Here is an 18,539-nt window from a genome sequence, read left to right as displayed (position 1 = left end):
GCACGGGAGTTCCGTCCGGGGCGGACAGGTGCGAGGCGAAGGCCCGGATAATCAGTGCGAGTCACGTCCGACGTCGCCGCCGCTGCCGCCGACCAGGAAGTCGAGGTCGGCACCCAGGTGGGCCTGCTGCACGTGGTCGACGTACAGCTTGGCCCAGCCGCGCGCCGGTGCCGGCAGCGGCGTCCATCCGGCGCGCCGGCGCGCCAGTTCTTCCTCGGACACGTCCAGGTGCAGGCGCCGGGCGGCCACGTCCAGTTCGATGAAGTCGCCCTCGCGCACCAGCGCCAGGGTGCCGCCGGCCGCCGCTTCCGGCGACACGTGCAGGACCACGGTGCCGTAGGCGGTGCCGCTCATGCGCGCGTCGGAGATCCGGATCAGGTCGGTCACCCCGCGCCGCAGCAGCTTGGGTGGCAGCGGCATGTTGCCGACCTCGGCCATGCCGGGATAGCCGCGCGGGCCGCAGTTCTTCAGCACCATCACGCAGGTCTCGTCGATGTCCAGCGCCTCGTCGTCGATGCGCGCCTTGAAGTCCTCGATGTCCTCGAACACCACGGCCCGGCCGCGGTGCTTGAGCAGGTGCGGCGACGCCGCCGAAGGCTTGATCACCGCGCCGTCCGGGGCCAGGTTGCCGCGCAGCACGGCGATGCCGGCTTCCGGCCGCAGCGGCTGGTCCAGCGGCCGGATCACGTCCTGGTTCCAGCACGGCGCCTCGGCGATGTTCTCGCCCAGGCTGCGCCCGGTGACGGTCAGCGCGCCAAGGTCCAGGTGTCCGGAGATCTCGCGCAGCACCGCCGGCAGGCCGCCGGCGTAGTAGAAGTCCTCCATCAGGTACTGGCCCGACGGCTTGAGGTTGACCAGGCAGGGCAGGCGCGAACCGATCGCGTCCCAGTCCTCCAGCGACAGCGGCACGCCGAGCCGGCCGGCGATCGCCAGCAGGTGGATCACCGCGTTGGTGGAACCGCCGATCGCGGCATTGGCGCGGATCGCGTTGGCGAACGCCTCGCGGGTCAGCACCTTCGACATGCGCAGGTCCTCGCGGACCATCTCGACGATGCGCCGGCCGGACAGGTGGGCCAGGCGGAAGCGGCGCGCATCGACCGCCGGGATCGCCGCGTTCTCCGGCAGCGACATGCCCAGCGCCTCGACCATGCTGGCCATGGTCGAAGCGGTGCCCATGGTCATGCAGCTGCCCTTGGAGCGCTGCATGCAGGCCTCGGCCTCGGTGAATTCCTCTTGGGTGAGGGTGCCGGCGCGGACCATCTCCGACATCTCGATCACGCCGGTGCCCGAGCCGAGCGGCTTGCCGCGCCAGTTGCCCGACAGCGACGGGCCGGCGGAAACGCCGATGGTCGGCAGGTCGACGCTGGCCGCGCCCATCATCAGCGAGGGGGTGGTCTTGTCGCAGCCCATCAGCAGGACCACGCCATCGATGGGGTTGGCGCGGATCGATTCCTCCACGTCCATCGAGGCCAGGTTGCGGAACAGCATGGCGGTGGGCCGGACCTGGGTCTCGCCCAGCGACATCACCGGGAATTCCAGCGGGAAGCCGCCGGCCTCGTAGACGCCGCGCTTGACGTGCTCGGCCAGCTCGCGCAGCGAGCTGTTGCACGGGGTCAGTTCCGACCAGGTGTTGCAGATGCCGATCACCGGGCGGCCGTCGAACATGTCGTGCGGCAGGCCCAGGCCCTTGAGCCAGCTGCGGTAGTAGAACCCCTGCTTGCCTCCGCGGCCGAACCACTGGCGGCTGCGGAAGGGCGGTGTGCTGGAATCGCTCATGCGGTCGGGATCCCTGCCCGGATATGGAATCGACTGGCCGGCGCCACGCCTGTCGGGCAGGGCAACCGGTTGCGGAAACGATGCTACCGGGCAAGGGGATGCTCGAAAAATAACAAACGCAGGGGAACCGATACGCGTATTGCAATTGGGTGCACGGGGATGGTCGGGTGCGTGGGCGAAGCGGTCGAGCGAGCGGCGGTGGGGGTGGGCGAGGGCCTGGTGCGTTGCCCTTCTCCGCGAATGTCCCCCGGCGCCGGCCGGTGGCCGGTACGTCCTCCTTGACTTCGCTACGAAGGGCAACGCACCAGGCCTCCCCGACGTGGCTCGGCGCCTCGAAGGGCGGGCGGACTTCGCTTCGCCCGTCCTGCAGCGCCGACCATGTCGTCAGGCACGGGTGTGATGCCCGTGGGGGCAAAATCAGGGAGGAGGCACCGGCTCCACCGATGCCGGGGGACATTCGCAGGGGCATCACTCCCGTGCACCCCCGCACCTCGCCGCCGACCCGCGGTGCATATCGAATCCGGTATGGACGTCGGCGATTTCCGTATTTGTTGCACATCGGGCCTCGACCCAGAATGAAACCACGCGCCGTCCCGCGGGCCGGGGACGGCACCGCGGCGACGCGGGGGCGCTGGAGGGCGCGCGGAGCAGGGTGGTGCGAATCGGCGGCGCTCTCGAGGAGGGGCAATGCAGGACCAGACGTCCGTACAGGACCATAGGCTCGGACTGATCGAGAAGATCGGCTTCGGCGCCGGCGACATGGCGGTGAACGTCGTCATCTCGTCGATGATGCTGATCATCACCTTCTTCTATACCGACGTGTTCGGCCTGCGGCCTGCCGACGTGGCCGTGCTGTTCATCGTCGTGCGCATGATCGACGCGGTGACCGACCCGCTGATGGGGATGGTCACCGACCGCATCGAGACCCGCTGGGGCCGCTACCGGCCCTGGTTCCTGTGGATGGCGGTGCCGTTCGGAATCTCGGTGACCCTGACCTTCACCACCCCGGACCTGGACTACAACCTCAAGCTGGTCTGGGCCTACGCGACCTATACCCTGGTCACCCTGGTGTTCACCGCGGTGACCATTCCTTACATCTCGCTGATCGGCGTGCTCACGGCCGATCCGAAGGAGCGGCTGTCGGCCAACGGTTACCGGTTGTTCTTCGCCAAGGTGGCCGCGTTCATGGTCACCATCCTGGTGCCGGTGCTGGCCGTGTCCTGGGGCGGCGGCGACCTGGCACGCGGCTACCAGCTGGCGATGGGGCTGATGGGGGCGATGGCCACGGCGTTGTTCCTGTTCTGCTTCTTCACCACCACCGAGCGGGTCAAGCACGAGGTCGACCGCACCCCGCTGAAGGAGCAGTTCGCCCTGCTGCTGCGCAACGACCAGTGGCTGCTGCTGTGCGCGGTGTGCGTGATCGGCACCGTCGGCTATGTCGTCCGCGGCTCGGTCGCCGCGTACTACGCCAAATACTTCCTGGGCGGCGACGCGAAGCTGATGTCGGCGTTCATGGCCACCGGGGTGGTCGCGGCGATCCTGGCCATGGTCGCCTCGACCTGGATCACCAAGCGCTACTGCAAGGTCGCGCTGTTCCGCTGGAGCCAGCTGCTGGTCGGCGCGCTGAGCCTGGCCATGTACTTCCTGGTCGGCCCGGGCGACGTGGCCGCCGCGTTCGTCTTCTATTTCCTGATCTGCTTCATCGTCGACCTGCATGCGCCGGTGTTCTGGTCGGCCATTGTCGAGGCGGTCGACTACGGCCAAGCGCGCAGCGGCAAGCGCGTGGCCGGCCTGTCGATGGGCGGGATCTCCTTCTTCCAGAAGGCCGGCATGGGGATCGCCGGCGCGATCGTCGGCTGGCTGCTGGCCTGGTTCCAGTACGTGCCCGACCAGGCGCAGACGCCGCACGCGCTCGACGGCATCGCGCTGATGCTGACCGTCATCCCCGGCCTGTTCCACGCGCTGATGGGCGCGGTGATGTTCTGGTACCGGATCAGCGACGGCTACTACCAGCAGATCAGGCAGAAGATCCTCCACCAGGCCCCTGCGGCATGACCGCGCACGGCAGGCGAGACCCATGAAGCTGAGCAACCCCTTCATCCCCAACCGCGCCGATCCGCATATATCCCGGCACGACGGGACGTACTACTTCACCGCCTCGGTGCCGGCCTACGACCGGGTGGTGCTGCGGGCTTCGGCGACCCTGCCCGGGCTGGCCGAGGCGCCGGAGAAGACCCTGTGGCGCGCGCCGCCGGAGGGTCCCGCCAGCGCGCTGGTCTGGGCGCCGGAGCTGCACCGCGCCGACGACGGCTGGGTCGTGTACTTCGCCGCCGCGCCATCGCGCGAGATACGGGATGGGCTTTTCCAGCACCGCATGTACGCACTGCGCAACCCGTCGCCGGACCCGATGCAGGGCCTGTGGGAATTCGCCGGTGTGGTCGACAGCGGGATCGACGCCTTCTGCCTGGACGCCACCAGCTTCAGCCACCGCGGCCGGCGCTACTACCTGTGGGCGCAGAAGCATCCGGACATCCCCGGCAACTCCAACCTCTACATCGCGGATATGGAGACGCCCACCCGGATCAGGGGCGAGCCGGTGCTGCTGACCCGGCCGGAGTACGACTGGGAAATCCAGGGCTTCCTGGTGAACGAAGGGCCGTCCGTGCTGGTGCGCCATGGCCGGGTGTTCTGCACCTATTCGGCCAGCGCTACCGACGAGCGCTACGCCGTCGGCCTCGTCTGGGCCGATGCGGACAGCGACCTGCTCAACGCGGCCAGCTGGCACAAGTCGCCGCGGCCGGTGTTCGTCACCGATGCCGAGAGCGGCGTCTACGGCCCCGGCCACAACAGCTTCACCGTGGCCGCCGACGGCACCGACCTGCTGGTCTACCACGCGCGCAACTACCGCGAGATCGAAGGCGACCCGCTGTGGAATCCCGATCGCCACGCCTGCGTGCAGCCGCTGCGGTGGGATGCCGACGGCATGCCGGTGTTCGGCCGGCCGCTGCGCGAGTTCGAACTGCCCGAGGCGGGCGCGTGAGCCGGGTGCGCCGCGCCGCGCTGGCGCTGGCCTGCGCCCTGGCTCTGCCGGCCGCGGCCGAGCCGCCCCGGCCCAACAACGAAGACATGATGGAAAGCCCGCCGGTGGCCACGCCACGGCCCGGCTACTGGGCCGACGTGCTCGCCCACGACCCGGTGATGATCCGCCAGGGCGACACCTGGTACCTGTTCGTCACCGGGCCGGGCATCACCGTCTACAGCTCGCGCGACCTGCGGACCTGGAAGGCCGAGCCGCCGGTGTTCGCGGACATCCCGGCGTGGGCCTACGAGGTCGTGCCGAAGTTCAACGGCCATGTCTGGGCGCCCGACATCTCGTACCACGACGGCACCTACCACCTGTTCTATTCGATCTCCACCGGCGGGAAGAACACCTCGGCCATCGGCGTGGCCACCAACACCACGCTCGACCGGGCCGATCCGGCCTTCCGCTGGGTCGACCACGGCATCGTCCTGCGTTCGGTGCCGCACCGCGACCTGTGGAATGCGATCGACGCGAACCTGGTCGAGGACGCCGACGGCACGCCGTGGATGGCGTTCGGCTCGTTCTGGGGCGGGCTGAAGCTGGTGAAGCTGCGCCCGGACCGGCTCGGCCTGGCCGAGCCGCAGGAATGGCGTACGCTGGCCCGGCGCGAACGTCCGCCGTTCGCGGACGATGCCAGCCCGGAGCCCGGCGCGATCGAGGCGCCGTTCGTGTTCCGCAAGGACGGCTGGTACTACCTGTTCGTCTCCTTCGACCACTGCTGCCGCGGCGCCAAGAGCGACTACCGGGTCATGGTCGGCCGCTCGCGCGACCTGCAGGGCCCGTACCTGGACCGCGACGGCAAGCGCATGGACCGGGGCGGCGGCAGCGAGGTGCTGCGCGGCACTGCGCGCTGGCCCGGCCCGGGCCACAACAGCGCCTATACCTTCGATGGCACGGACTACCTCGTGTTCCATGCCTATGACATCGAGGATGGCGGCAAGCCGAAGCTGAAGGTGCTGCCGATGCAATGGGACCGGGACGGCTGGCCCAGGGTGGACGCCACCCCGTTGCGCTGAGCCGCGTCGGCCAGCGGCCCATGTCCCGCCCGGCGCGGGTCGCGAGGGCGCTCGATCGCCCCGGCGCAGCGGAGTCTGGTATCGCCGCCTGGACCGCCGCGTCCGCGGGACGGCACCCACTCGACTCGCCGGCGGGCCTGGCCACCCACGCCACGATCACGACATGGCCACGACGTACTGCCGGTCGGCGATCCGCATGTCCACGGTGGTGCGTCGCGTCAGCACCGGGCGATCGCGGCGCCGCGGCGACGGCGGCGGACCGCGCCCGCGCAGGCGGCATGGCAGGCCTGCCGACGCCGTGGCGAGACCCCCGGCGAAGAAGGGAGCGCCGGGGCGCTCCCTTCCCGATCGCATCGCCCGTGGCTCAGCGTAGCTGCAGCATCACCACCGACTTGGCCGGCAGGTCGACCTTCAGCGTGCCGTCTTCCACGCGGGCACCGGTGAACGCCTTCGGTGCCACGGTGTCCTTCGCCTCGAACGTGTTGTGCGCGGTGATCGCCGGTGCGGTCAGGATCCGCCCGGTCACGGCGGTCGGCGACAGGCCGGCCACGGACGTGGTGACGCTCGCGGCGGTGTCGGGATCCAGGTTGGTCAGCGCCACGTACACGTGGCCGTCCTTCGCCTTCACCGCCGAGCCGTGCACCGCCGGCACCGAGGCCTTCCCGTGGGTATAGCGCGGCGACTGCAGGTCGAGCGGCAGGTGGGTCGCGTCCTGGTACGGCTTGTACATCTCGAACACGTGGTAGGTCGGGGTCAGCACCATCTCGCCCTCGCGGGTCAGGATCATCGCCTGCAGCACGTTGACCATCTGCGCGATGTTGGCCATCTTCACCCGGTCGGCGTGGTTGCTGAAGATGTCGAAGTGCAGCGAGGCCACCAGCGCGTCGCGCAGCGTGTTCTGCTGGTGCAGGAAGCCCGGGTTCACGCCCGGCAGGCCGGCGTACCAGGTGCCCCACTCGTCGACGTACAGCGCGACCTTCTTCTCCGGGTCGTACTTGTCCATGACGGCGCTGTGCTTGGTCACCAGCTCGTCCATCTTCAGGGCGGCCTGCAGGACCTCGATCCAGCCGGTCTCGTCGAATTCGTAGGAGGACTGCCGCGGCGGCCAGCCGCCGGGAATGGTGTAGTAGTGCAGCGACAGGGCATCCATGTGCTTGCCCGCGTCGCGCATCATCACTTCGGTCCAGTGGTAGTCGTCGCTGTTGGCGCCGGCGGCGACTTTCACGACCTTCTGCCCGGCGGGCACCTTGACGAAGGTCTGGTACTGGCGATGCAGGTTGGCCGCATGCTCGGCGGTCATGTTGCCGCCGCAACCCCACAGTTCGTTGCCGATGCCGAAGTAGGGCAGCGCCCACGGCTTGTCGCGGCCGTTGCGGCGGCGCTCCTCGGCCAGCGACGAATCCCTGGGGAAGGTCATGTACTCGACCCACTCGGCCATCTCGCGCGGCGAGCCGCTGCCGGTGTTGCCGGAGACGTACGGGTCGGTGCCGATCAGCTCGGCGAACTCCATGAACTCGTGGGTGCCGACCGTGTTCGGCTCGATCACGCCGCCCCAGTGGGTGTTGACCTTGACCCGGCGCTGGCCGCGCGGGCCGACGCCGTCGCGCCAGTAGTACTCGTCGGCGAAGCAGCCGCCCGGCCAGCGCACGACCGGCACCTGCAGGGTCTTCAGCGCCGCGACCACGTCGTTGCGGTAGCCGCGCGTGTTCGGGATCTTCGAGTCCTCGCCGACCCAGATGCCGCCGTAGATGCCGTAGCCCAGGTGCTCGGCGAACTGGCCGAAGATGTTGCGGCTGACGGTCTGGCCCGGCTGGTCGGCACGGAGCGTGCCCTTGACCGGCGTCGTGGCCTGGGCCAGTGCGGCTGGCGCGGTGGCGCAGAGGGCGGTGGCCAGGGCCAGTGTGCGCAGGGTGTGCTTGAGCATGCGGTGTCCTTCTGTGTCGCGTCGCGTGGATAACCTGCCGGGGCGCCGATCGCCGGGCCCCGGCAGCGGTGCCTCAGAAACGGTAGCGGAAGCCGAGGGCGAAGGTCCGGCTGTACAGCCCGGTGCCGAAGTTGTGGGTCGACGGGTACTGGTAATAGCTCTGGTACAGCTCGTTGGTCAGGTTGGTCGCGTCGAAGGTCACCGTCCAGTTCTCGGCGGCGTCGTAGCTGAGCTGCAGGTCCAGGCTGCTCTCGGCATTGAAATAGACGCCCAGCGGATTGGCGAACAGCGCCGCCTCGTAATGGTGCAGGAAGTCGTCGCGCCAGACGTACGAGGCGCGCGCGGAGAACCGGTTGCGCTCGTAGGCCAGGACCACGCTGTAGGAGCTGTCGGAGATCCCGAACATCGACGAGGTCAGCGTGTCCACCACTTCGCCGGCGCTGTTGGTCACCGGGACGTCCTGGCTGGAGTCCAGCGCGGTGTAGCTGGCCTGCACGCCGAAGCCGTCCAGCACGCCGGGCAGGCTCTCCGGGAAATACACCACGCCCAGCTCCAGGCCTTCCAGCTCGCCGTTGGAGGCGTTGTCGGGCTGGGTCAGGATGTAGTCGTAGTTCTGGTAGGTCACCCGCCGGCGGAAGTCGGTCACCATGCCCTCGATCTCGCGGCGGAACAGCGTGCCGTAGATCGCGCTGCCGGGCGAGAAGTACCACTCCAGCGACAGGTCGTAGTTCTTCGACTCGGTCGGCGCCAGGTCCGGGTTGCCGCCGGTGGCGGTGCCGTAGCCGATGTTGGTGACGTCCTCGACGTAGATGATGTTGGGGTTGAGTTGGGCGAAGCCCGGGCGGCGCAGGGTCTCGCCGTAGGCCAGGCGCGCCATCAGGTTGTCGGTGAAGCCGTAGCGCAGCATCACGCTGGGCAGCAGCTTGGAAGCGCTGGCCGAGGCGCTGCCGTCCCCGAAACGCATGTCGGTGTCGACGTCCACGTAGCGCAGGCCGACCTGGCCGTCGAAGGTCCCCCCGCCGATCTCGGTCGCGAAGTCGCCCTGGACGTAGAAGGCGGTGCTGGTTTCGTTGACGTTGAAGTTCTCGGTCAGCACCAGCTGGTCGCCGGTGGGCCGGCCATAGAGCTCGCGGTAGAAGTCGGCGTTGCTGCGGATGTAGTGGCCGTTGGGCACGACCCACGAACCGGGCACGTTGGAGCGTCCGTCGAAGAAACCGCTGTTGGTGGACAGCAGGCCCGGGTTGGCGGTCAGCGAGCAGTCCGGCAGGGCCCGGTCGCACGCGTTGTCCGGCCCGACGCGCTGGCCCTCGCTGGAACTGCGGTCGTCGTAGCGCAGGCCGAAGTCGATCGTGTCCAGGATGCCCCAGCCGGCGGCGAAATCACCGTCGAAGGTGAAGGTGGCGGCATCGCCCTTGGCATAGTTGGCGTTGTCGTAGAGCTGGGCCATCGCCCACTGCGCCGGGTCGGCCGGGTTGCTTTCGTCCACGCCGGGGGTCGCCGGGTTGTCGACGAAGCCGAACGCCGGCTTGCCGCCGCCGCTGTTGAAGTCCACCCACACTTCGTGGGTCACCCGGTCGGCGCGCATGGCGAAGAAGTCGGAGGTGAACTCGCTGTCCTGGTAGGCGATCTCGGATTTCAGCGTCAGGCGGTCGCCGACCTCCCACGTGCCGCCGAGCGCGTACAGGTAGCTGTCGGTCTTGCCGGTGGTGAGGTCGCCGCTGGTGAAGTTGTAGGGGGCGCCGATCCCCTGGCGCGACTTCATGATGTTGGTGCCCGGGTAGAGTTCGATGTTGTCGGCGGCGTTGGGGCCGAGCGCGCCCCACCAGTCCACGAACGAGAACAGCAGCGAGTTGAACGATTCGTTGCGGTAGCCGTTGTAGAACGCCTCGAACACGTACTCGGAGCGCTCGTTCGGCGCCCACTGCAGCGAGACGTTGCCCGCGGGCCGCTCGCGCTTGCCGGTGAAGTCGCTGGCGAAGATGGCGTCGCGCGACAGCAGGTACTCGTACTGCTCGCCGCGGACCGGCACGGTCGAGCCGGGGGCGAACGGCAGGCCGGCCACCAGGCCCGGCTGCCAGACCTCCTGGCCGTCGATCGAGGTCGGGATGCGCTGGTAGGGGACGAATCCCGCCGGCGCATCGTCGGTGAAGAACGGCACCATCGCGCCGGCGGTCACGCTCTGGTCGCGGTAGTTGGTCTCGGCGTACGAAAGGTTGGCCAGCGCGCCGAAGCGGCCGCCGCCCGTGTCCCAGACATTGGAGAACAGCGCGCTGACGTTGGGGTCGACCTTGCCGGCCTGTTCCTGGTAGATGCCGCGCACGGCGACCGCGACCCGGCTGCCGTCGAAGTCGAACGGGCGGTGCGTGTGGATGTCGATCACGCCGGCGATGCCGGTCTCGATCAGGTCCGCCGAGCGGGTCTTGAAGACGTCGACGCTGGCCAGCAGGCTCGCCGGGATGTCCGCCAGTGCGACCGAGCGGCCGGAGGCGGTGAAGATGTTGCGGCCGTTGATGGTGGTGGTGACGTCGTTGAGGCCGCGGATCGACACCGTGGACACCTCGCCACCGCCGCGGTCGGTGGTCTGCACGCCGGTCACGCGCTGCAGGGCCTCGACCAGGTTGTTGTCAGGGAACTTGCCGATGTCCTCGGCGACGATCGCGTCGACGATCTGCATCGAGCCCTGCTTGAGCTCCAGCGCACCCATCATGCTGGCGCGCACGCCGCGCACTTCGATCCGGTCCAGGGCAGTGGCGCCGTCCTCGCTGCCGCTCGCGCCCGCGGCCTGCGCCGGGCAGGGTGCGTCGGGGTCGTCGGCCGTCGGGCAGGTCTTCGGCGCCTCTTGCGCGGCGGCTGAAAGGGCGATCAGCAGCGCGGCCGGCAGCATGGCCAGGCGCGCGTGGCGGGTGTGCGACCGATGGTTCGAACGCTTCATTGCGGTGGCTCCCAGGGCTTTCTGTGCAAGGAAGCGGTGTCGCCGCGCCGGCATCCGCCTGCGCGCGGTGTCACCGCGGCGGTTCAGGTGCGGGGCGGCGCGGGGCCGGCGTGGGGTGCGGGCCCGGCATGCAGCGGTTCGCGGGCGGCTTGGGCGCGCGCGGCGCCGGCCGGGTGTTGCGGAGACGCGGGCAACAGCCCGCCGTCACGGCATGCGGGCATGCCGTCGAACATGAGCGTCGTCACTTTCAACCCCTCCCGGTCTACGTCCTGACGCATTCGATCGCGAGTTGTGCGGCGCTTCTACCTGCGCCGTGCTTCCTCGGCAGATGCGGCATCGCGCACAGGGGAAGCAGGCCGAGCATAGTGTCGGGTCGTATAACCCGCCAATGAATTTACGCAGCCGAGCGATACAGGAATCCGTATCCGTTTTTCCGTGTCGCCCGGACAGGCGGAGACATTCCATTCCGCACGGAAGCTATGTCCCGCGCGGCATTGTTCGCGGCCCGCGGCCGCCACTATCCTGCGCGCGGACGGATCGCGGCGAGGGGCGGACACGCATGACAGGGGGAAGGCCGTTCGGCCAGCTCGACGACGGGACCGCGGTGCGGGCCTACCGGCTGGGCGACGCGGCAGGGCTGTCGGCGGAGGTCCTCGATCTCGGCGGCATCCTGGCGCGGCTGGAGTTTCCCGGTGCGCAGGGGCGCACGAACCTGGTGCTCGGCCTCGCCGACGCGCGCGCCTACCAGCACGATCCGGCCTATCTCGGCATCCTGGTGGGACGCTACGGCAACCGCATCGCCGGCGCCGCCTGCACGCTCGACGGAAGGCGGTACCAGCTCACCGCCAACGAGGGCGGCAACCACCTGCAAGGTGGCGCCACCGGCTTCGGCGGCCGGGTGTGGCGCGTGGATGCGCACGCGCCCGGCATGCTTGCGTTGCGCTACCGCTCGCCCGGGGGCGAGGAGGGCTATCCCGGCACCCTCGAGGTGCGCGCGACCTACCGCCTGGACGGCGCGCGGCTGGGCCTGGAGTTCGAGGCCACGTGCGACGCGCCGACACCCTTCAACCCGACCCACCATCCGTACTTCAACCTCGCCGGTGATCCGGCGGTGCCGGCGGGTGCGCAATGGCTGCAGGTGCCTGCCGATGGCTACCTGCCGGTGGATGGCGCGCTGATCCCGCTGGGCGAGGTGGCCGCCGTGGCCGGCTCGCCGTTCGACTTCCGCGCCGCGCGCACGCCGGATGCCGCCCCCGATCCATCCGATCCGCAGCTGCGCGTCGCCGGCGGCTACGACCACTGCCTGGTCCTCGAAGCGGGCCACCGGCACGCGGCGATGCTGTATTCGCCGCACAGCGGCATCGCGATGCGGATCGACAGCGATGCGCCGGCGCTGCAGCTCTACGGGGGGCATGCGCTGGACCGGCAGCATCCCGGCATCGGGCGCGGCCTGTGCCTGGAACCGCAGGGTTACCCGGATGCGCCGAACCGCCCGGCGTTCCCCGACGCGATCCTGCGGCCCGGCACGGTATTCCGCCGCCGGATCGAGTACCGCTTCGCCTCGCCCGGGCGCGATCGCGCCTGGGACGAGGTGGTGGCCGCGCTGGATCGCACCTGAGCCGCGCCCGGCAACCATCCGCACACCCGTATCCGCATGGTCGATCGCGCGTCCTGCGCAGGTCCCGTGCCCTTCATGGAGACAACGCCCGTGGCACCCATCAACCTGGCGATCGTCGGCATCGGCAAGATCGTGCGCGACCAGCACCTTCCCGCGGTGGCCGGCAACGGCGACTACCGGCTGGTCGCGGCGGCGAGCCGCCACGGCCGGGTCGAAGGAATCGAAAACTTCGGCTCGATCGGCGACATGCTCGCGGCGGTGCCGTCGATCGACGCGGTAGCGCTGTGCATGCCGCCGCAGTACCGCCACGAGGCGGCGGTGAAGGCATTGGCCGCGGGCAAGCACGTGTTCCTGGAAAAGCCGCCGGGGGCGACGCTGTCCGAGGTCGAAGGCCTCGCCGCGCTGGCCGCCGCCAAGGGCGTGTCGCTGTTCGCCAGCTGGCATTCCCGTTACGCGCCGGCAGTGGAGGCCGCGCGCGATTTCCTCGCCGGCACGCGGATCCGCTCCATGCGCGTGAGCTGGAAGGAGGACGTGCGCCAGTGGCACCCGAACCAGGAATGGATCTGGCAGCCTGGTGGCCTGGGCGTGTTCGATCCGGGCATCAACGCGCTGTCGATCGTCACCCGGATCCTGCCGCGGCCGGTGTTCGCCACCGCCGCGACGCTGGAATTCCCGCAGAACCGCGACGCTCCGATCGCCGCGTCGATCACCTTCAGCGACGCGACCGGCCTGGACCTGGCGGCCGAGTTCGACTGGCGCCAGACCGGCCGCCAGAGCTGGGACATCGTCGCCTCGACCGACGCCGGCGAAATGGTGCTGTCCGAGGGCGGCGCGAAGCTGTCGGTCGACGGTCGCCTGGTGCACGAACAGCCGGAGCGTGAATACCCCGCGCTGTACGAGCGCTTCGCCCAGATCATCAAGGCCGGCCAGTCCGACGTAGACCTCGCTCCGCTGCGCCACGTCGCCGACGCTTTCATGCTCGGCCGGCGCAAGGTGGTGGAGGCGTTCCACGACTGACGCCGAAGCGCGTCGTTAGGTCGCAGCCGTCGTTGTTGCGGTTGCCCTTCGTCCTTGACCGTCCCGCCGGTAAAGCGAGCCGAGCATCGCAGCGGCGGCGGGGGCGAAGAGGCCCACATGTCCGAGCGTAGCGAGTTGTGGGCCGTCCCCCGCCGGCGCGAGAAGCGCAGGGTACCGGCCGCGCAGCGGCCGGATCGCGTCCCCGGCTGTGCTTTCTTCTTGGTTACTTCTTCTTTGCACAAGCAAAGAAGAAGTGACTCGCTCGACGCGAAGCGGCGAGTGAAAGCCCTGCTTTACCCGAAGGCGAAGCCCAGGGCCCGACGGTCCGCCATTCCGGTGAAATACGCGCCCTTGCGCAATGCAGGCGTTGGATCCCGGCGTGCGCCGGATGACGACGAGAAGGGCGTCGACGCGACGACGACCTTTCCGGTCGCCATGGCGTCCTACGTCGGCGGCGCCCCATAGATCTCCGCCGCCGTTTCCTGCAGCGCCTGCAGCACGATCCGCGCGCCGGGTGACAGCAGCCAGTCGGTCCGGGTGATGATGCCGAACGAGTCCATGCGGCAGGACAGGTCCACCGGCACGATCCTCACCATGCCGTGTTCGGCGTAGTGGCGGGCCACGTCCACCGGCACCACCGCCATGTAGTCGCTTTCCTGCAGCATCTTGGTCATGAACATCAGCGCGGTGGTGGCCAGCACCTGGCGCGGCGGTTGCAGGCCGGCGCCGCGGAACATCAGTTCGAAGCGGTGGCGCAGCACGCTGCCTTCGGGCGGCACGATCCAGCCGCCGCGCGCCAGTTCGGCCAGGTCCGGCCTTTCCAGCGCCAGGATCGGATGGCCGGGCCGGGCGATCGCGCAGATCTCTTCCTCGGCCAGCGCCTGGTAGTGCAGGTGGCGCTTGTCGTGGCGCTCGAACAGGCGTGCGACCAGGAAATCGAGCCGGTTCTGCTCCAGGCGCTCGAGCAGCACGTCGCTGCTTTCCACCAGCAGCGACACCCGCAGGTCCGGGTGCTGCCGGGCGATGCGCGCCAGCGCGGTCGGCAGCAGGCTCATCGCCGGGCCGGCGATGGCGCCCACGGCGACGCTGCCGGCCCAGCCGCCCTTGAGCGCCTCGATCTCCGCGCCGGCCTCGCCCAGGCTGGCCAGCGCGATGCGCGCATGCCGGATCATCGTCTCGCCGTACCAGGTCGGCGCCATGCCGCGTGGCAGGCGCTCGAACAGCGGCACGCCGATCATCTCCTCCAGGTCCTTGAGCAGCTTGGACGCGGCCGGCTGCGACATCGCCAGGGTTTCGGCGGCGCGATGGATGTTGCCTTCCTCGTCGATCGCGATCAGCAGCATCAGCTGCCGGGTCTTGAGCCGGGCGCGGACAAACCAGGGCACGTTCTGGGGCAAGTGGCGACTCCAGAGATATGAATGTTCATATATGTTATGCACGAAAATGGATTGGATGCATATTCCTGCAGTCGGCAGAATGGAGGTCGGCCCGTTCCGTCCCCCGCGCCTGTGCCGGGATGGCGTGCCATTCGATCACTGACGCGGACGGAAGGGCGATGCGACTGATCCAGCTGCGGGACGATGCCGGGAACACGCGGGTAGGCGTGGTCGATGCGGAGGGGCGTCGCGCGTCCCTGCTCGACGGTGTCGAGTCGACCTGGGCACTGGCCGGCGCCGCGCTGGCCGCCGGTCGCAGCCTGGAGGCGCAGGCCGCCGCCGCACTCGGCGGCGAGGCGCTCGACTACCCCGCGCTGCTGCAGGCCGGGCGCGTGCTGAGCCCGCTGCATCATCCGGACCCGGCGCACTGCCTGGTCACCGGCACCGGCCTGACCCACCTGGGCAGCGCCGCCGCGCGCGACGCGATGCACCAGAACCTGAAGCAGCAGGCCGACGCCGGCACGCTCACCGATTCCATGCGCATGTTCCAGTGGGGCGTGGAAGGCGGCATCCCGGAAGCGGGCAAGGCCGGGGCGCAGCCGGAGTGGTTCTACAAGGGCGATGGCGCGATCGTGGTGGCCCCTGGCGCGCCGCTGCCGTCGCCGGACTTCGCCCTCGACGGCGGCGAGGAGCCCGAGCTGGTCGGGCTGTACCTGATCGGCCCGGACGGCACCCCGCACCGGCTCGGCTTCGCGATCGGCAACGAGTTCTCCGACCACGTCACCGAGCGCCAGAACTACCTGTACCTGGCCCATTCCAAGCTGCGCGCCTGCGCGGTCGGCCCCGAGCTGCGCACCGGCGCGCTGCCGCGAGACCTGCGCGGCACCAGCCGCCTGAAACGCGACGGCGCGGTGGTCTGGGAGAAGCCCTTCCTCACCGGCGAGGCCAACATGTGCCATTCGCTGGAGAACCTCGAGTACCACCACTTCAAGTACGCCGCGCACCGGCGCCCGGGCGACGTGCACCTGCATTTCTTCGGTACCGCGACCCTGAGCTTCGCCGACGGCGTGCGCGCCGTGCCGGGGGACGTGTTCGAGATCGAGCTGCCGGAACTCGGCGCGCCGCTGGCGAACCCGCTGCGCACCGTCGCGTCCGGATTCGTGCCGGGCGGCGTGCGCGCGCTGTAAGGTGGCGGCAGGCGCGGCGGCGACCGCGCGATGGACATGAAAGGAGATACCGCGTCATGAGCGAACAGCGTTTCAGCAGCTTCATCGCCGGCCAGTGGGTCGAAGGCGACGGCGGGCACGCCGACGAGAATCCTTCGGACCTGGCCAGCCCGGTCGGCCACTACGGCACCGTCGACGCCGCCCGCACCGCGCAGGCGGTGGAGGCCGCGGCCGCGGCGCTGCCGAAGTGGTCGCTGTCCAACCCGCAGCAGCGCGCGGACATCCTCGACCTCGTCGGCAGCGAGATCCTGGCGCGCAAGGAAGAGCTGGGCCGGCTGCTGGCGCGCGAGGAAGGCAAGACCCTGGGCGAAAGCATCGGTGAAGCCGCGCGCGCCGGGCAGATCTTCAAGTTCTTCGCCGGCGAGGCGCTGCGCATCCCGGGCGAGAAGCTGGCCTCCACCCGCCCGGGCGTGGACGTGGAGATCACCCGCGAGCCGGTCGGGACGGTCGGCATCATCGCGCCCTGGAACTTCCCGCTGGCGATCCCGGCCTGGAAGATCGCGCCGGCGCTGGCCTACGGCAATACCGTGGTGTTCAAGCCGGCCGAGATCGTGCCCGGCTGCGCCTGGGCGATCGCCGAGATCCTCTCGCGCGCCGGCCTGCCGGAGGGCGTGTTCAACATGGTTTTGGGCAGCGGTCGCGTGGTCGGCCAGGCCCTGGTCGAGCACAGGGGCCTCGACGCGCTGACCTTCACCGGCTCGGTGCCCACCGGCCACGCGCTGCTGAAGCAGGCCGCGGCGCGCGCGCTGAAGGTGCAGATGGAGATGGGCGGCAAGAACCCGCTGGTGGTGCTGGCCGACGCCGACCTGGACAAGGCGGTGGAATGCGCGGTCAACGGCGCCTACTTCTCCACCGGCCAGCGCTGCACCGCGTCTAGCCGGCTGATCGTGGAAAACAGCATCTACGACGCGTTCGTGGCCAAGGTCCAGGCGCGCCTGGCCAAGGTGAAGGTCGGCGATCCGCTGGAACAGGGCGTGGACATCGGCCCGGTCGCCAGCCAGGCGCAGCTGGACACCGACCTGGCCTACATCCAAGCCGGCCACGAGGACGGCGGCGAACTGCTGGCGGGCGGCGAGCGCGTGGAATGGAAGACCAAGGGCCACTTCCTGGCGCCGACCCTGTTCGCGGCCAAGCCGTCGGACCGCGTGGCCCGCGAGGAGATCTTCGGGCCGGTGGCCGCGCTGTTGCGCGCCGACGACTACGAGCATGCGCTGGCGCTGGCCAACGACACCGAGTTCGGCCTGTGCGCCGGCATCTGCACCACCTCGCTCAAGTACGCCACGCACTTCAAGCGGCACGCGCAGGCGGGCATGGTGATGGTCAACCTGCCGACCGCCGGCGTCGATCCGCACGTGCCGTTCGGCGGCCGCAAGGCGTCCAGCTACGGCCCGCGCGAGCAGGGCCGCTACGCGGTGGAGTTCTACACGACGGTCAAGACCGCCTATACCGCGGCCTGACGCCGCAACTTCCGCGGCCGCGCACTGGAGGGTGCGCGGCACGGCGCCGGCCACGAAGGTGGCGGCGGCGGCGGAGGCACCACATGCATCGAGGGAGGAGCGATGGACAAGGGTTTGAAGCTGGCGGCGGCGGTGCTGTGCGCGGTGGTGCTGGGCGCCTGCGGCAAGGGTGGTGATGACGCGGGGGCGAAGGCGGACGCGATCACGGTCGGCTTCAGCCAGGTCGGCGCCGAGAGCGAATGGCGCACCGCCAACACGCGCTCGGTGAAGGAGGCGCTGGCCGCGCCGGAGTTCAGCCTCAAGTTCTCCGACGCCCAGCAGAAGCAGGAGAACCAGATCAAGGCGCTGCGCTCGTTCATCGCCCAGGGCGTGGACGTGATCGCGTTCTCGCCGGTGGTCGAATCGGGCTGGGAGACGGTGCTGCGCGAGGCCAGGGCCGCCAACATCCCCGTGGTGCTGACCGACCGCGCGGTCGACGTGTCCGACGAATCGTTGTTCGTGACCCTGATCGGTTCGGACTTCGTCGAGGAGGGGCGCCGCGCCGCGCGCTGGCTGGTCGACGACAGCAAGGACCAGGCGGGCCAGGCTCCCGCTGGATCAATTCGCATCGTCGAACTGCAGGGCACGGTCGGCTCGGCGCCGGCCATCGACCGCATGGCCGGCTTCAAGGAAGTGATCGGCCAGGATCCGCGCTTCGCCGTCGTCCGCTCGCAGAGCGGCGACTTCACCCGGGCCAAGGGCAAGGAAGTGATGGAGGCCTTCCTCAAGGCCGAGGGCCGCGACGGCATCGACGTGCTGTTCGCGCACAACGACGACATGGCGATCGGCGCGATCCAGGCCATCGAGGAAGCCGGGCTGAAGCCGGGCGAGGACATCCGCATCGTGTCGATCGACGGCGTGCGCGGCGCGTTCGAGGCGATGAAGGCGGGCAAGCTCAACGCCACGGTCGAATGCAATCCGCTGCTCGGCCCGCAGCTGGCGCAGATCATCCGCGACGTGCAGGCCGGCAAGCCGGTGCCGAAGCGGGTGGTGGTCGACGAGGGCGTGTTCACCCGCGACCAGGCCGCGGCCGAACTGCCCAAGCGCAAGTACTGAGGCGCGACCGATGGCGATGC

13 protein-coding genes are annotated in these 18,539 nt (G+C 69.7%); 9 read left to right on the top strand and 4 right to left on the bottom strand.

Annotation, left to right across the window (positions count from 1 at the left end):
• Positions 1-51 precede the first annotated feature (51 nt).
• Entirely contained in the window at positions 52-1,776 is a 1,725-nt protein-coding gene (locus tag ACA089_RS07550; protein WP_372015231.1) for an IlvD/Edd family dehydratase, read from the bottom strand.
• 687 nt (positions 1,777-2,463) lie between these two features.
• Here ACA089_RS07550 and ACA089_RS07545 point away from each other — a divergent pair.
• Genes ACA089_RS07545 through ACA089_RS07535 form a run of 3 tightly spaced genes read left to right on the top strand, consistent with a single transcriptional unit; the run spans position 2,464 to position 5,874 of the window.
• A complete protein-coding gene (locus ACA089_RS07545) occupies positions 2,464-3,831 on the top strand; it encodes an MFS transporter (protein WP_372015229.1) in 1,368 nt (455 codons plus the stop codon).
• A gap of 22 nt (positions 3,832-3,853) precedes the next feature.
• Complete coding sequence (locus ACA089_RS07540) at positions 3,854-4,816, top strand: glycoside hydrolase family 43 protein (protein ID WP_372015227.1); 963 nt, start codon at positions 3,854-3,856, stop codon at positions 4,814-4,816.
• Positions 4,813-5,874, top strand: a complete 1,062-nt coding sequence (locus ACA089_RS07535) for an arabinan endo-1,5-alpha-L-arabinosidase (RefSeq protein WP_372015225.1) — start codon at positions 4,813-4,815, stop codon at positions 5,872-5,874. Before ACA089_RS07540 ends, ACA089_RS07535 begins: the two co-directional genes overlap by 4 nt.
• A gap of 364 nt (positions 5,875-6,238) precedes the next feature.
• Here ACA089_RS07535 and ACA089_RS07530 read toward each other — a convergent pair whose 3' ends face one another.
• Both ACA089_RS07530 and ACA089_RS07525 read right to left on the bottom strand, forming a co-directional pair.
• Positions 6,239-7,798: an alpha-N-arabinofuranosidase gene (locus ACA089_RS07530; protein ID WP_372015223.1), complete on the bottom strand. Its 1,560-nt coding sequence runs from the start codon at positions 7,796-7,798 to the stop codon at positions 6,239-6,241.
• Positions 7,799-7,871: 73 nt separating this feature from the next.
• The gene (locus tag ACA089_RS07525; RefSeq protein ID WP_372015221.1) at positions 7,872-10,730 is read right to left on the bottom strand and encodes a TonB-dependent receptor; all 2,859 of its coding nucleotides are present in this window, start codon (positions 10,728-10,730) and stop codon (positions 7,872-7,874) included.
• A 559-nt stretch (positions 10,731-11,289) separates the two neighbouring features.
• Here ACA089_RS07525 and ACA089_RS07520 point away from each other — a divergent pair.
• The 3 genes from ACA089_RS07520 (at position 11,290) to ACA089_RS07510 (ending at position 13,830) form a co-directional block, all read left to right on the top strand.
• The gene (locus ACA089_RS07520; protein ID WP_372015218.1) at positions 11,290-12,348 is read left to right on the top strand and encodes an aldose epimerase family protein; all 1,059 of its coding nucleotides are present in this window, start codon (positions 11,290-11,292) and stop codon (positions 12,346-12,348) included.
• A gap of 75 nt (positions 12,349-12,423) precedes the next feature.
• Positions 12,424-13,365: a Gfo/Idh/MocA family protein gene (locus ACA089_RS07515; protein WP_372015215.1), complete on the top strand. Its 942-nt coding sequence runs from the start codon at positions 12,424-12,426 to the stop codon at positions 13,363-13,365.
• Between the two features lie 117 nt (positions 13,366-13,482).
• Complete coding sequence (locus ACA089_RS07510) at positions 13,483-13,830, top strand: hypothetical protein (RefSeq protein ID WP_372015212.1); 348 nt, start codon at positions 13,483-13,485, stop codon at positions 13,828-13,830.
• Here the strand turns inward: ACA089_RS07510 and ACA089_RS07505 are convergent.
• Positions 13,809-14,762, bottom strand: a complete 954-nt coding sequence (locus ACA089_RS07505; RefSeq protein WP_372015209.1) for a LysR family transcriptional regulator — start codon at positions 14,760-14,762, stop codon at positions 13,809-13,811. The genes ACA089_RS07510 and ACA089_RS07505 overlap by 22 nt on opposite strands.
• Before the next feature lie 158 nt (positions 14,763-14,920).
• Between ACA089_RS07505 and araD1 the strand changes: the two genes are divergently transcribed.
• The 3 genes from araD1 (at position 14,921) to ACA089_RS07490 (ending at position 18,519) form a co-directional block, all read left to right on the top strand.
• Positions 14,921-15,928 carry an AraD1 family protein gene (gene araD1, locus ACA089_RS07500; protein ID WP_372015207.1) on the top strand — a complete coding sequence of 336 codons (1,008 nt, stop codon included), beginning with the start codon at positions 14,921-14,923 and terminating at the stop codon, positions 15,926-15,928.
• Positions 15,929-15,984: 56 nt separating this feature from the next.
• Positions 15,985-17,424, top strand: coding sequence for an aldehyde dehydrogenase family protein (locus tag ACA089_RS07495; protein WP_372015206.1), 1,440 nt, complete (start codon positions 15,985-15,987; stop codon positions 17,422-17,424).
• A 102-nt stretch (positions 17,425-17,526) separates the two neighbouring features.
• Positions 17,527-18,519, top strand: a complete 993-nt coding sequence (locus tag ACA089_RS07490; RefSeq protein WP_372015203.1) for an ABC transporter substrate-binding protein — start codon at positions 17,527-17,529, stop codon at positions 18,517-18,519.
• The last annotated feature ends 20 nt before the right edge of the window (positions 18,520-18,539 follow it).

The organism is Pseudoxanthomonas fibrivorans (genome assembly GCF_041464125.1).
GTDB lineage: Bacteria > Pseudomonadota > Gammaproteobacteria > Xanthomonadales > Xanthomonadaceae > Pseudoxanthomonas.
The sequence above is the reverse complement of the archived record's forward strand: the minus strand, read 5'-3'. Positions and strand labels throughout refer to the sequence as shown.

Coding starts and splice junctions, on each gene's coding strand:
- ACA089_RS07540 (WP_372015227.1), top strand. CDS start 3,854: ATGAAGCTGAGCAACCCCTTCATCCCCAACCGCGCCGATCCGCATATA.
- ACA089_RS07515 (WP_372015215.1), top strand. CDS start 12,424: ATGGAGACAACGCCCGTGGCACCCATCAACCTGGCGATCGTCGGCATC.
- ACA089_RS07490 (WP_372015203.1), top strand. CDS start 17,527: ATGGACAAGGGTTTGAAGCTGGCGGCGGCGGTGCTGTGCGCGGTGGTG.
- araD1 (WP_372015207.1), top strand. CDS start 14,921: ATGCGACTGATCCAGCTGCGGGACGATGCCGGGAACACGCGGGTAGGC.
- ACA089_RS07545 (WP_372015229.1), top strand. CDS start 2,464: ATGCAGGACCAGACGTCCGTACAGGACCATAGGCTCGGACTGATCGAG.
- ACA089_RS07510 (WP_372015212.1), top strand. CDS start 13,483: ATGTCCGAGCGTAGCGAGTTGTGGGCCGTCCCCCGCCGGCGCGAGAAG.
- ACA089_RS07520 (WP_372015218.1), top strand. CDS start 11,290: ATGACAGGGGGAAGGCCGTTCGGCCAGCTCGACGACGGGACCGCGGTG.
- ACA089_RS07495 (WP_372015206.1), top strand. CDS start 15,985: ATGAGCGAACAGCGTTTCAGCAGCTTCATCGCCGGCCAGTGGGTCGAA.
- ACA089_RS07530 (WP_372015223.1), bottom strand. CDS start 7,798: ATGCTCAAGCACACCCTGCGCACACTGGCCCTGGCCACCGCCCTCTGC.
- ACA089_RS07525 (WP_372015221.1), bottom strand. CDS start 10,730: ATGAAGCGTTCGAACCATCGGTCGCACACCCGCCACGCGCGCCTGGCC.
- ACA089_RS07550 (WP_372015231.1), bottom strand. CDS start 1,776: ATGAGCGATTCCAGCACACCGCCCTTCCGCAGCCGCCAGTGGTTCGGC.